This is a genomic window from Brevundimonas sp. (assembly GCF_036677305.1).
GTDB lineage: Bacteria > Pseudomonadota > Alphaproteobacteria > Caulobacterales > Caulobacteraceae > Brevundimonas.
The window spans coordinates 1-12,547 of record NZ_JAKFEB010000265.1 but is presented as its reverse complement, the minus strand read 5'-3'; the positions used below and the strand labels follow the sequence as shown (position 1 = coordinate 12,547).

11 protein-coding genes and 1 tRNA gene are annotated in these 12,547 nt (G+C 69.2%); 6 read left to right on the top strand and 6 right to left on the bottom strand.

The genetic code is table 11. From position 1 onward, the window contains the following. The first annotated feature begins 157 nt into the window (after positions 1 to 157). Positions 158 to 1,063 carry a sulfate adenylyltransferase subunit CysD gene (cysD, locus tag V6M42_RS15245; RefSeq protein WP_332679262.1) on the top strand — a complete coding sequence of 302 codons (906 nt, stop codon included), beginning with the start codon at positions 158 to 160 and terminating at the stop codon, positions 1,061 to 1,063. Further along, positions 1,063 to 2,895 (top strand): adenylyl-sulfate kinase, encoded by a 1,833-nt coding sequence (cysC, locus tag V6M42_RS15240; protein ID WP_332679261.1) that lies wholly within the window; start codon positions 1,063 to 1,065, stop codon positions 2,893 to 2,895. The genes cysD and cysC overlap by 1 nt, the downstream gene beginning before the upstream one ends. A gap of 3 nt (positions 2,896 to 2,898) precedes the next feature. Here cysC and V6M42_RS15235 read toward each other — a convergent pair whose 3' ends face one another. The 4 genes from V6M42_RS15235 to V6M42_RS15220 are packed head-to-tail and all read right to left on the bottom strand — an operon-like array spanning position 2,899 to position 7,497. Next, complete coding sequence (locus V6M42_RS15235; RefSeq protein ID WP_332658825.1) at positions 2,899 to 3,174, bottom strand: SemiSWEET family sugar transporter; 276 nt, start codon at positions 3,172 to 3,174, stop codon at positions 2,899 to 2,901. Then, positions 3,171 to 3,659 (bottom strand): low affinity iron permease family protein, encoded by a 489-nt coding sequence (locus tag V6M42_RS15230; RefSeq protein ID WP_332679260.1) that lies wholly within the window; start codon positions 3,657 to 3,659, stop codon positions 3,171 to 3,173. The genes V6M42_RS15235 and V6M42_RS15230 overlap by 4 nt, the downstream gene beginning before the upstream one ends. A 38-nt stretch (positions 3,660 to 3,697) precedes the next feature. Beyond that, complete coding sequence (locus V6M42_RS15225) at positions 3,698 to 5,305, bottom strand: amidase (protein ID WP_332679259.1); 1,608 nt, start codon at positions 5,303 to 5,305, stop codon at positions 3,698 to 3,700. Further along, positions 5,239 to 7,497 carry a S9 family peptidase gene (locus V6M42_RS15220; protein ID WP_332679258.1) on the bottom strand — a complete coding sequence of 753 codons (2,259 nt, stop codon included), beginning with the start codon at positions 7,495 to 7,497 and terminating at the stop codon, positions 5,239 to 5,241. Before V6M42_RS15220 ends, V6M42_RS15225 begins: the two co-directional genes overlap by 67 nt. Positions 7,498 to 7,602: 105 nt before the next feature. Here V6M42_RS15220 and V6M42_RS15215 point away from each other — a divergent pair, with 105 nt between their 5' ends. Both V6M42_RS15215 and V6M42_RS15210 read left to right on the top strand, forming a co-directional pair. Further along, complete coding sequence (locus tag V6M42_RS15215) at positions 7,603 to 8,418, top strand: ferredoxin--NADP reductase (RefSeq protein ID WP_332679257.1); 816 nt, start codon at positions 7,603 to 7,605, stop codon at positions 8,416 to 8,418. After that, positions 8,390 to 8,734 carry a chorismate mutase gene (locus tag V6M42_RS15210; RefSeq protein ID WP_442880989.1) on the top strand — a complete coding sequence of 115 codons (345 nt, stop codon included), beginning with the start codon at positions 8,390 to 8,392 and terminating at the stop codon, positions 8,732 to 8,734. Before V6M42_RS15215 ends, V6M42_RS15210 begins: the two co-directional genes overlap by 29 nt. Here V6M42_RS15210 and V6M42_RS15205 read toward each other — a convergent pair. Both V6M42_RS15205 and V6M42_RS15200 read right to left on the bottom strand, forming a co-directional pair. Then, positions 8,731 to 9,084 (bottom strand): Hpt domain-containing protein, encoded by a 354-nt coding sequence (locus V6M42_RS15205; RefSeq protein ID WP_332679256.1) that lies wholly within the window; start codon positions 9,082 to 9,084, stop codon positions 8,731 to 8,733. The two genes, V6M42_RS15210 and V6M42_RS15205, sit on opposite strands and share 4 nt — an antisense overlap. Further along, positions 9,084 to 10,535, bottom strand: coding sequence for an amino acid permease (locus tag V6M42_RS15200; protein ID WP_332658831.1), 1,452 nt, complete (start codon positions 10,533 to 10,535; stop codon positions 9,084 to 9,086). Before V6M42_RS15200 ends, V6M42_RS15205 begins: the two co-directional genes overlap by 1 nt. A gap of 149 nt (positions 10,536 to 10,684) precedes the next feature. Here V6M42_RS15200 and V6M42_RS15195 point away from each other — a divergent pair, with 149 nt between their 5' ends. Continuing rightward, positions 10,685 to 12,313 carry a pectate lyase gene (locus V6M42_RS15195; protein WP_332679255.1) on the top strand — a complete coding sequence of 543 codons (1,629 nt, stop codon included), beginning with the start codon at positions 10,685 to 10,687 and terminating at the stop codon, positions 12,311 to 12,313. A gap of 151 nt (positions 12,314 to 12,464) precedes the next feature. After that, positions 12,465 to 12,540 (top strand) — tRNA-Lys (locus V6M42_RS15190). Positions 12,541 to 12,547 lie beyond the last annotated feature (7 nt).

Below are 12,547 nucleotides of genomic sequence, written 5' to 3'. Positions count from 1 at the left end.
CGGCGTGGCGCGAACTGATCGGGCCCCACTATCCCGCCATGGCCGTGGTCGAGGTCAAGGGGCTGATCGAGGACGCGGCCCGCATCGAGATCGAGACCACCGCCGTCATCCCCGCGTGAGGCTTGGCGCCGCGCGATTCCGGGGCCAAAGCTGAACCATGCGGCTGCACGACGACGTCCTGGGCGCCCTTGAGGCCGAGGCCATTCACATCTTCCGGGAGGTGGTCGCCGAATGCGAGCGGCCCGTGCTGCTGTTCTCGGGCGGCAAGGACTCGGCCGTCCTGCTGCATCTGGCGCGCAAGGCCTTCTTTCCAAGCCCGCCGCCCTTCCCCCTGCTGCACGTCGATACGACCTGGAAATTCCGCGAGATGTACGTCTTCCGCGACCAGGCGGCGGCCGGGGCGGGGATGGAACTGCTGGTCCATCGCAACCCCGAAGCTGAGGCCGAGGGGATCAATCCGTTCGATCACGGCGCCAGCGTCCACACCGATCTGTGGAAGACGCAGGGGCTGAAACAGGCGCTGGACGCCGGACGGTTCGACGCGGCCTTCGGCGGCGCCCGCCGCGACGAGGAGAAGAGCCGGGCCAAGGAGCGGATCGTCTCGGTCCGCAGCGCCGCCCACGGCTGGGACCCCAAACGCCAGCGGCCGGAGCTCTGGAGCCTGTACAACACCCGGCTGGGCGACGGTGAAAGCCTGCGTGTCTTCCCCCTGTCCAACTGGACCGAGCTGGACGTCTGGCGCTACGTCCAGCGCGAGGCCATCGCCCTGCCCTCCCTCTATTTCGCCGCCGAACGATCCGTCATCGAGCGCGACGGGGCCCTGCTGATGCTGGACGACGACCGCATGGCCCTGCGCCCCGGCGAACAGGCTCGGCCGCGCCGCGTTCGCTTCCGCACCCTCGGCTGCTGGCCCCTGACCGCAGCGGTCGACAGCGACGCCGACACCCTGGACGCGGTCGTCCGCGAGGTGCGCGAGGCGTCAGTGTCAGAACGTCAGGGCCGCGCCATCGACCATGACCCCGCCGCCTCCATGGAGCGGAAGAAACGCGAGGGCTATTTCTGATGGCCCACGCAACCGACACCGGCCCCCGCGAAATCGTCCGCCTGATCACCTGCGGCTCGGTCGACGACGGCAAGTCGACCCTGATCGGCCGCCTGCTGCACGAGGCCGGGGCCGTGCCCGCCGACCAGACCGCCGCCCTGCCCCTGATCGACGGCGAGCCCGACCTGTCCTTCCTCGTCGACGGCCTGGCCGCCGAGCGCGAGCAGGGCATCACCATCGATGTGGCTTACCGTTTCTTCGACATCGGCGAGCGCCGCTTCATCCTGGCCGACACGCCGGGGCATGAGCAGTACACCCGCAACATGGTCACCGCCGCCTCGACGGCGGACCTCGCCATCGTCCTGATCGACGCGCGCAAGGGCGTCCTGACCCAGACCCGGCGGCACAGCCGTCTGTTGGCCCTGCTGGGCGTCCGGCGGGTGGTGCTGGCGGTCAACAAGATGGATCTGGTCGAGGGGTCTCGGGACCGGTTCGACGCCATCGTCGACGATTATCGCGCCTTCGCCGCCGCCATCGGCCTGACAGACGTGAACGCCATCCCGGTCAGCGCGAAACGCGGCGACAACGTGATGACCGCCGGAGCCATGCCCTGGTACGCGGGCCCGACGCTGATGGCCCATCTGCAGACTGTGCGGCTTGCCGAGGCCGCGCCCGCCCCGCTTCGCATGGCGGTTCAGGGCGTCACGCGCCAGGCGGACTTCCGGGGCGTCGCGGGCCGCATCGAGTCGGGAACGGCCCGCCCGGGCGACGCCGTCCGCATCCTGCCGTCGGGCGTCTGCGCGGCGATCGACCGGATCGTCAGCCTCGACGGCGACCTCGAACAGGCTCGCGCCGGCCAGTCCGTGACCCTGAGCCTGACTCCCGACGTCGATGTTTCGCGCGGCGACCTGATAGCGGCGGCCGACGCTCCGCCCGAGGTCGCCGACCAGTTCGACGCCCATGTGGTCTGGATGTCCGACCGCCCCTTGCTGCCCGGCCGCGCCTACTGGCTGAAACTGGGAGCCGCCACCGTGCCCGCCCGGATCAGCGACATCCGGCACAAGGTCAATGTCGACACGGGCGAGGAACTGGCGGCCCAGACCCTGACCCTCAACGACATCGGCCGCTGCACCCTGGCGCTCGACGCCCCGGTCGCCTTCGAGCCCTATGCCGTCAACCGCGACCTCGGCGGCTTCATCCTGATCGACCGGATGACGAATGAGACGGCGGGCGCCGGCATGATCCGCTTCGCCCTGCGCCGCTCGGCCAACGTCCGGCCCCAGGCGCTGAGCGTCAGCCGCGCCGACCGCGCCGCCCTGAAGCGGCAGTCGCCGCTGGTGCTGTGGTTCACGGGCCTGTCGGGCGCGGGCAAGTCCACTATCGCCAACCGTGTCGAACAGCGGCTGAACGCCGAGGGGCTGCACACCGTCCTGCTGGACGGCGACAACGTCCGCCACGGCCTGAACCGCGACCTGGGCTTCACCGACGCCGACCGGGTCGAGAACATCCGTCGCGTCGCCGAGGTGTCCCGGCTGATGACCGATGCGGGGCTGATCGTGCTGGTCTCTTTCATCTCGCCCTTCCGCGACGAACGCCGCATGGCGCGCGAGCGGATGGAGCCCGGCGAGTTCGTGGAAATCTTCGTCGACGCCTCGCTGGAGGTCGCCGAGGCCCGCGACGTCAAGGGCCTGTACGCCAAGGCCCGGGCCGGGAAGCTGGCCAATTTCACCGGCATCGACAGCGCCTATGAAACCCCGGAAGCGCCCGATCTCCGCATCGACTCCGCAGCATCGACGCCCGATGAAGCCGCCGAACAGGTCATGGCCCTGATCCACGCCCGGCAGAAGTGCTGACCGTCAGTTTCCGCTGTGGTCGCTGAACCGCCATTTCATCGCCAGCACCCCTGACGCCATCACCAGGGCGCAGGCGTTGGCCACGACGATCGGCCAGGCCGCTGTCAGCACGCCATAGGCGGTCCAGAGCACGAAACAGGTCACCGTCAGGGAATAGGTCTTCAGCGACACGGACGAGGCGTCGCGCTCCTTCCAGATCTTGATCATCTGCGGCGCGAAACTGGTGATCGAACACAGGGCCGCGGCCGTGCCCACCACATTGGCGGCCAGATCGCTCACGCCGACGCCCTTGCACGGGCCTTGCCCTTCGCCGGCGTCCTGGCGGATTTCGCGGCCGCCTTTTTCGCAACCGCCGAAGTGTCCTCCTCGCGCGTCGCGACGACGGGCATCGCCTTGGCCCCGTCGCCGTGGATCCGTTCCGCCCGCTGCTCGACCTGACCCAGAATCTTGTCGAGGTCCTTCTCGGTCAGATGCTCAATGCCGATGAAACGCTCGTCGGCGGCGCGGACGGCGTGGATCAGCTCGTCCAGCTTTGCCTGCATGGCCGCGCCGTCGCGGTTCTGGGTGTTCTGGATCAGGAAGACCATCAGGAAGGTGATGATGGTCGTGCCCGTATTGATGATCAGCTGCCAGGTCTCGCTGAATTTGAAGACCGGACCGGAGGCGGCCCACACCAGCACGATCAGCACGCAGCCCAGGAAGGTCCAGGGCTTGCCGGCGATCTTGGCCGTGGCGGTGGCGAAGGAGACGAACAGCTTTTCCATGCCCGCTCCAAACCATCCGCTACGCCAAAGGTTGCCGCCTAGGGCGCAGCCAGCGCAGGCGGCCGCCGCTCATGCGTCCGCTGCTCATAGGCGTAGCCCAGCGACAGGATGCGGGCGTCGTCCCATTTGCCGCCGATGAAGCTGATCCCCACCGGCATGCCCCGGTCGAAGCCCATCGGCACGGTCAGGTGCGGATAGCCGGCCACCGCCGCCAGCCGGCTGGCCGAGCCCTGGGCGTTGTCCTCGTCCTCGCGGTCGTTGGTCCACGCCCGGGACGTCGTCGGCGCGATCAGGGCGACGACGGCATTGTCCGCCATCATCCGGTCGATGCCCTCGGATCCCGCGGCGCGCAGGGAGTTGGCGCGGGCGTCCACATAGACCGGATCCTCCAGCCCCGTCGTCGCCTCGGCGCGCAGGAACAGCTCCTGGCCGAACAGCACCGTCTCGCGCGGCTCGGCCTCGTTGAAGGCGATCAGGTCGGCCAGCGTCCGCGTGGGCACCTGCGCCGGGTCGGTCGAGGCCAGATAGGCGTTCAGATCGTGCTTCAGCTCGCTCATCAGCACCTGGATTTCCCAGCCGCCCAGCGCACGGAAATCCTTCGGCGCCTCGGCGATCTCGACCAGTTCGGCGCCGGCGTCCCGCAGCGCCTGCAGCGCCCGCTCGAACTCGGCCCGGGCCTCGGCCGAATAGTTGGAGACGAGGAACCGCATCACGCCCAGCCGCGTCCCGCGCAGGGAGTTGGCGTCGAGCGCCGCGCGATAGTCGACCTTGCGCGCGTCAGCCTCCACCGTGACGGGATCGAGAGGGTCGGAGCCGGCGATGACCGACAGCACGATGGCGGCGTCCTCGACCGTGGTGGTGATCGGCCCGGCCGTGTCCTGCGAATGGCTGATCGGCACGATGTGGGTTCGGGACACCAGCCCGACCGTGGGCTTGAAGCCGACCACGCCGTTGACCGAGGCGGGGCAGGTGATGGAGCCGTCCGTTTCGGTGCCGATCGCCGCCGGCGTCAGGCCGATGGCCACCGCCACGGCGCTGCCCGAAGACGAGCCGCAGGGCGTGCGCTCGAGGTCATAGGGGTTGCGGGTCTGGCCGCCCACGGCGCTCCAGCCGCTGATGGAGTTGGTCGAACGGATATTGGCCCACTCGGACAGGTTGGCCTTGCCGAGAATGAAGGCCCCGGCGTCGCGCAGGCGCGTGACCAGCGGCGCATCGCGTCCGGGGGCGTTGGCGGTCATCGCCAGCGACCCGGCCGTCGTCGGCATGTCGCGGGTCTCGATATTGTCCTTCAGCAGGATCGGCAGGCCGTTCAGTCCACCCGACGGCACGCGCAGGCTCTCCTCCAGGGCGGCGGGGGCCAGCGCGATGACGGACGCCAGCGGTTGCGGGGCCGCATTGTGCTCGCTCATCGCCAGCTGGAGGGAGCCCTCGATCGCCCGGCGCGCGGGAAAGGCCCCGTCCACCACCGCGGCGGCGGTCGGCGGCTGGTAGATTCGCCCGCCGTTGTCCCCCGGCGTCGTCCAGCTGCCGTCGCCGTTGGGCGTGGCGCAGGCGGCGAGCGAAAGAGCCGCCCCCGCGATCAGTCCCGCGCGGCGGGCGCCCTTGTACCGATCGTCCGATCCAGGAAATCCAGATACGTGCGCCATTGCTGCAGCTGCCTTTCATTGCCCCGCACGCCGTGGCGCTGGCCGGGGAAGAGCATCAGTTCGAACGGGACCGACGAGGCCTGCAGCGCGTCGATGACGCGGGTCGAGTTCTCGAGGATGACGTTGTCGTCGGCCATGCCGTGCATCAGCAGCAGCCGCCCGGTCAGGTTCGGCAGGCGCGGGATGGCGTCCGAGGCCGCATAGCCGTCGGCGTTCGCCTGCGGCGTCGACATGTAGCGTTCGGTGTAGTGGGTGTCGTACAGGCTCCACTCGGTCGGCGGTGCGCCGGCGATGGCCGAGGCCAGACCCATGTCGGGTTCGGTCAGGGCCATCAGGCTCATGAACCCGCCGTACGACCAGCCCATCATGGCGATCCGGCTGTCGTCGACGTAGGGCAGCGAGCGCAGATAGTTCGCCGCCAGAACCTGGTCCTCGATCTCGGGCTGACCCATGCGCAGGTGGAGCGCCTGTTTGAACGCCGCCGAACGGTCGCCCTCGCCGCGGTTGTCGAGACGGAAGACGATATAGCCGGCTTCGGTCAGCAGCTGGTTGGTCGCCCCCTGCCAGCCGCGCTTCACGCCGCCGCCCGACGGGCCGCCATAGACCTGCATCACCACGGGATAGGTCTTCGACGGATCGAATCCCGGAGGCGTGGTCATCTGCCAGACCAGGGTCTCGCCATGGCTGGGCAGGGTCCCGAAGGTCACATTCCCCCGACGCGACAGATACGGATACATCGGATGATCCGCGTCCAGCCGGTTCTCCTCGATCCAGCGCACGAAGGTCCCGTCGGCGCGGTACAGGCCGGACTGCGACGGCGTGCCCAGGTCGGTGTAGTTGCCGACATAGGCCGTGCCGGTCTTGTTGAGCGAGGCGCTCCACCACCCGCCGGCAGGCGTCACCGCAACCGGCGTCATGGTCCGGCGCAGCGAGGCGCGGAACATCTGCTGCTCGATCGGCAGCTCTTCCCCGTCGCGCATCGAGGCGGTGAAGAAGACCTCGCCCGTCCGCTGGTTGACGCCGTTGAGCGCCTTGACCGGATACTCACCCCGCGTGATCGCCCGCAGACGGCGACCGTCGCGGTTGTAGAGGTACAGGTGCTTCCAGCCGGTCTCCTCGGACGACCAGATGAAATTGCCGTCGTCCAGCGCCTTGAAGTCGTTGTTCAGCGACACCCAGGCGTTCGAGCGCTGGGTCGAGATCACACGCGACGCGCCGGTCGTCGGATCGACGCTCAGCAGATCCAGGGTCTTCTGGTCGCGGCTCTCGCGCTGGACGTACAGGGTGCGGCCGTCGGCCGACCAGTTCACGCGGGCCAGATAGATGTCGGTGTTGTCGCCCAGGTCGACCTTGACCCGGCCGCCGCCGACGATGTCGCGCACATACAGTTCGACCACCGCATTGGGCCGGCCCGAGCGCGGATAGCGCTGCTCGACCACGGTGGCGCCGCCGCCCGTGATGTCGAGGCGGGGGACGATGTCCACGGGGCTCTCGTCCGTGCGCTGCAGGGCGATGTAGCGTTCGTCGGGGCTCCACCAGTAGCCGGTGTCGCGGTCCATCTCTTCCTGGGCGATGAACTCGGCGGTGGCCCAGGTGATCAGGCCGTCGCCGTCGTCGGTGATCGGCGTCTCGGCCCCGCTGGCCAGGTTGACCACGACCAGATCCTGATCGCGCACGAAGGAGACGAAGTTGCCCTTGGGCGAGACCTTGGCGTCGATCTCGTCGGCCTCGGTCTCGGTCAGGCGGCGCACGGCCCCGCCCTCACGGCTGGCCAGGAAGATGTCGCCTTCCAGCGGGGCCAGGATGTAGCGGCCCTGTTCGTCCCACGAATATTCGACCACGCCGCGGGCGCTGATCCGCATCCGCTCGCGCCGGGCCTTCTCGGCCTCGGACAGTTCGCCGGCGTCGGGGGCCAGGGCCCGCGCGTCGATCAGCTTGAACGGCTCGCCGGCGCCGATGGGCGCGGCCCACAGGTCCAGCACGTCCACATCGTCCTCGCGCGACCGCAGGAAGGCCACCAGTTCGCCGTCGGGCGACAGGCTGACCGACTTGGCCACCGGTCCCGACAGGGACGGATTGGCGAACACCCGCTCGGGCGTCAGAATCGCCGGGTCCGGCGTTTGCGCCATCGCGGCGGTGAACGGCGACAACGCCGCAAGGAACAGGGTGGAGGCGAGAAGTTTGTTGCGCATGGCCCGGACGCTAGAGGGAGAATTGGCCGCCGTCATCCCCCCGGGGCGCATCGCGACATCCGCACGGCTTCCCCCCCGGCGCCGCACCGCCTAATAAGCCCACAGATGACCGACGCCGCCCTCTCCTCCCCGCCCGCGAAAGCCTCCCCCTTCCATGAACTGGAAGTGCTGTGGGTGCGCCACTGGACCGACCAGCTGTTCAGCTTCGCCATCGCCCGGCCCGAAGACTTCCGGTTCCGCTCGGGCGAGTTCGTGATGATCGGCCTGCCCGGCGAAGACGGCGGCAAGCCCATCCTGCGCGCCTATTCCATCGCCAGCCCGCACTGGGACGAGCAGTTGGAGTTCCTGTCGATCAAGGTGCCCGACGGCCCGCTGACCTCGCGCCTGCAGAAGATACAGCCCGGCGACACCGTCCTGATGGGCAAGAAGCCGACCGGGACTCTCGTTCTGGACGCCCTGACCGGCGGCGAGCGTCTTTGGCTGATCGGAACCGGCACGGGTCTGGCTCCCTGGATCAGCGTCGCGCGCGATCCCGACACCTACGCCCGCTTCGGCCAGGTCGTGGTCTGCCACACGGTGCGCAACGTCGCCGACCTGACCTACCGCGACTTCTTCACCTCGGGCATCCACGACGACCCCCTGATCGGCGATGAGGCCCGGGCCCAGCTGGTCTACTACCCTACCGTCACCCGCGAGGCCTTTGACACGCCGGGAAGGATCACCGACCGCATCAAGTCCGGCGCCCTGTTCGCCGACCTTGGCCTGCCCGAGGGCTTCTCGCCCGAGCGGGACCGCGTGATGCTGTGCGGCTCCATGGCCATGATCAAGGAGACCGGCGAACTGCTGGAATCCTTCGGCCTGAAGGAGGGCTCGAACGCCGAGCCGGGCGACTATGTGCTGGAGCGCGCCTTTGTCGGATAGCGTCACGATCGACCCGCGCACCGCGCCGGAAGCCTGCGCCTCCATGGCCGAGGTCCGTCAGGGCGTCGACGCCCTGGACCGCGCCCTGGTCGTCCTGCTGGCCGAGCGTCAGCGTTATATGGACGCCGCCGCCCGCATCAAGCCGGACCGCTCCGTCGTCCACGACGACGCCCGCATCGAGGACGTGGTGCAGAAGGTGCTGGCCGCTTCCGGGCCCGCCGGCCTGTCGCCCGCCATCGCCGAGCCCGTGTGGCGCACCCTGATCGACCGCTGCATCGCCCACGAGTTCGAGACGTTCGACCGCACGCGCGGCTAGGCCCTCAGCGACCTCAGCATCAGCTCGTGGCGGTAGGCGGCAACGTCGGCCAGGGCGATCTCCAGCGCGTCATGCACCCGCTCCAGCAGGGGCGGCGCACCGGCCTTGTCCGCCGCCTCGGCCGCCTGACAGGCCTCGGCCAGCACCCCGGCGCCGATGCCGGCGGCCGCGCCGCGCAGGGTGTGGACCGCATCGCGCCACCCCTCGTCCCGCACATCCAGCATCGGCGACCACAGGGCCGCCTGCTGGGCGAACAGGCCCAGGACCTCCTCGCTGATCCCGTCGTCGCCGCCGGTCGTCGCCTCAAGGACGGCGAAGTCGACGGCGCCCGACAGGTCGCGTAGCGCCATCAGCCCTCTTGCTCCTCGCCCTTGGCCAGCCGCGAGTTCCGCGACGACCAGACGAAGTAGATGACCAGACCGATCACGTTCCAGATCAGGAACCACATCTGGGTCGACGGCCGCAGGCTGAAGAAGAAGACGACGCAGCCCACGATGGTGATCGCCCCGACCAGCCACCACAGCGGGGCCCGGAACAGGCGCGGCCGGTTCGGATCGCGGACGCGCAGCACGATCAGGCAAACGCCCACCGCCGCAAAGGCCGCCAGCGTCCCGGCGTTGGCCAGCGAGGCCAGTTCGTCCAGACGCATCACGCCGGCCAGCGCCGCCACGACGATGGCGGTGAACACCGTCACCACCGCCGGCACGCCGCGGACCGACACCTTGGCCAGACGGCGCGGCAGCAGGCCGTCGCGCGCCATGCCGAGGAAGATCCGGCTCTGGCCGAACAGGAAGGCCAGCAGCACCGTCGGCAGGGCGACCACGGCCGAGACCGCGATCCACTGGGCCGCCGTCCCCTGTCCCATCTCGCGCAGGATCAGGGCCAGAGGCTCAGGGCTCTCGGCGAAGCTCGCCACCGGCCGGGCGCCGATCGCCGCAGCCGCGACGACCAGATACAGGGCCGTGCAGATCACCATCGAGCCGACGATGCCGATGGCCAGATCGCGTTCGGGCCGCTTGGTTTCCTCGGCCGCCGTCGAGATGGCGTCGAAACCGTAGAAGGCGAAGAAGATGATCGCCGCCGCCGCCATGACCCCGGTCTGGACCACGGGCTGTCCGGTGATCTGCTCGGCGAACGGCAGGGCCGGCGAGCCGAAGCCGTTGGGCATGAAGGGGGTAAAGTTGGCAGCGTTGAACGTCGGCAGGGCGATGGCCACGAAAGCGATCAGGGCGACGACCTTGATGACCACCAGAACCGCGTTCAGCGTTGCGCTCTCGCGCGTGCCCAGCAGCAGAAGGCCCGTCACCACGGCGATGATGAACACCGCCGGGAGGTTGATCAGCCCGCCCTCAACGTGGGGCCCCGCCGCCAGCATGGCCGGCAGCTCGACACCCATACCGGCAAGGAAGCCGGTGGCGTAGCCCGACCAGCCGACGGCCACCGCCGACACGACCAGCGAATACTCCAGGATCAGGCTCCAGCCGACGATCCAGGCGATCAGTTCGCCCAGCACGGCGTAGGAATAGGTGTAGGCGCTGCCCGCCGCCGGCATCATCGTCGACAGCTCGGCATAGGCCAGAGCGGCGCAGGCGCAGACCAGACCGGCCAGGGCGAAGCTGATCATCACCGCCGGACCGGCCAGTCCCGCGCCGACGCCGATGAGGGTCAGGATGCCGGTGCCGACGATGGCCCCGACGCCCAGCGCCATCAGATGCGGCCAGCTCAGCGTCTTCTTCAGCGCATGGCCGCTGTGCGGGGCCAGCATGGCGTCGATCGAGCGCCGGCGGTTCCAGAAGGCCATGGTCTGCGTCTCCCCTCGCCGCTCCCCGGCGGCTGATTTGCGCGGAGCCTAGCCCGCCCGCATACAAACCGGAATGCCCAAGCGCCGCCCGGCTTGCGCGGGGCCGTCTACGTGCAATGATACCGGTGTCAGAACCGCAGGAGTCACCCATGCCGATCCAGTTTTCCCGTCGCGGCCTGATGACGGCGGCCGCGGCCGCCGCCCTGGCGGGACCCGTGTTCGCGCAGACGCCGTCCGCCGGTCGCGCCGCGGTGCTGGAGACGATGAAGCGCGCCACCCGCTTCATGGTGGACGAGGCTTCGGTCGGCGGCGGCTACGTCTGGTCGGCCCTCCCCGACTTTTCCCGCCGCTGGGGCGAGCTGGAGGCCGCGCCGACCATGATCTGGGTCCAGCCTCCGGGCACGGCGACCATGGGCCATCTGTTCCTCGACGCGTATCACGCGACGCGCGACGAGGCCTATTACGCCGCCGCCGCCAGCGCGGCCCGGGCCCTCATACGCGGCCAGCATCCCTCGGGCGGCTGGAACTACGTCATCGACACGGCGGGCGAGGAAAGCCTTCGCCGCTGGTACGACACCTACGGCAGGAATGCCTGGCGGATGGAGGAATTCCAGCACTACTACGGCAACGCCACCTTCGACGATGCGGGCACGTCCGAGGCGTCCCAGTTCCTGCTGCGGATGTATCTCGAGAAGCGCGAACGCGAATGGCGCGCCCCGCTGAACAAGGCGATCCAATTCGTCCTCGACAGCCAGTATCCCAACGGCGGCTGGCCCCAGCGCTATCCCCTCAGCCACGACGCCGGCCTGCACGGCCAGGCCGACTACACCGGCTACATCACCTTCAACGACGACGTGGCCGGCGAAAACATCAAGTTTCTGATCTTCTGCTACCAGACCCTTGGAGAACGCCGTCTGCTGGACCCAATCCGGCGCGCGATGGACTGTTTCCTCGCCTGCCAGCAGCCCGCGCCCCAGGCCGGCTGGGGTCTCCAGCACAACGTTGAAACCCTCAAGCCCTCGGCCGCCCGCACCTATGAGCCCGAGGCCTACGCCACCCACACCACGGCGGCCAACATCGGCCAGCTGTTCAGCTTCTACCGCCTGACCGGCGACCGGAAATACATCGCCCGCGTGCCCGAGGCCCTCGACTGGCTGGAATCCGTCCGCCTGCCGCAACGGCTCCAGCGCGACGGCCGGACCCATCCGACCTTCATCCAGCCGGGCACGAACAAGCCGCTCTACGTCCACCGCCGCGGCTCGAACGTCGTCAACGGCGCCTACTATGTCGACGGCAATCCCGAGGACACGGTCATCCACTACAGCTCGTTCCGCGCCGTGAACGTCGCCGGCATGCGGGCCGAGTATGACCGGCTTGCCGCCATGACGCCCGAGGCCGTCCGCGCGGGTTCGCCCCTGCTGGCGCGTCAGGGCTCGGTCGCCCTGCCGAAATACTTCACCCTGCAGGACCTCTCGGTCTCGGACATGACCAGCGACGGCCAGCGCCCGCCCGCCGAGCCCGCCGTGGTCGCCGGCCTCATCGCCGGCCTGAACGCGCGCGGCTACTGGCCCACGCCGCTGAGGGCGGTCAGCAACCCCTACATCGGCGACGGCTCGCCCGAGGTCGCGCCCGGCGAATACCGCATCACCCGCGTCGGCGACGCCAGCGACACCTCGCCCTGGATCACCGACTTCCCGGTGATGGGCGTCTCCACCGGCGAGTTCATCAAGAACATGGGGGTGCTGATCCAGGCGCTGGAGGGCGGCCCCACGGCCTGACCGGCGGGCTGTCGCAAAAGGCCGGGCGGGCGCAAATCCCCTTGCACGCCCGGGTCATTGCCATTATGTCCGCCCCCTCGCCGCGACCGGTCCCTGATCGGTACGGCGGGAACGGCACGAGCCTTGCGTGGCTCTGCCCGACGAATGGTCCGGGTGATTAGCTCAGTTGGTAGAGCAGCTGACTCTTAATCAGCGGGTCGTAGGTTCGAACCCTACATCACCCACCATCGTCCT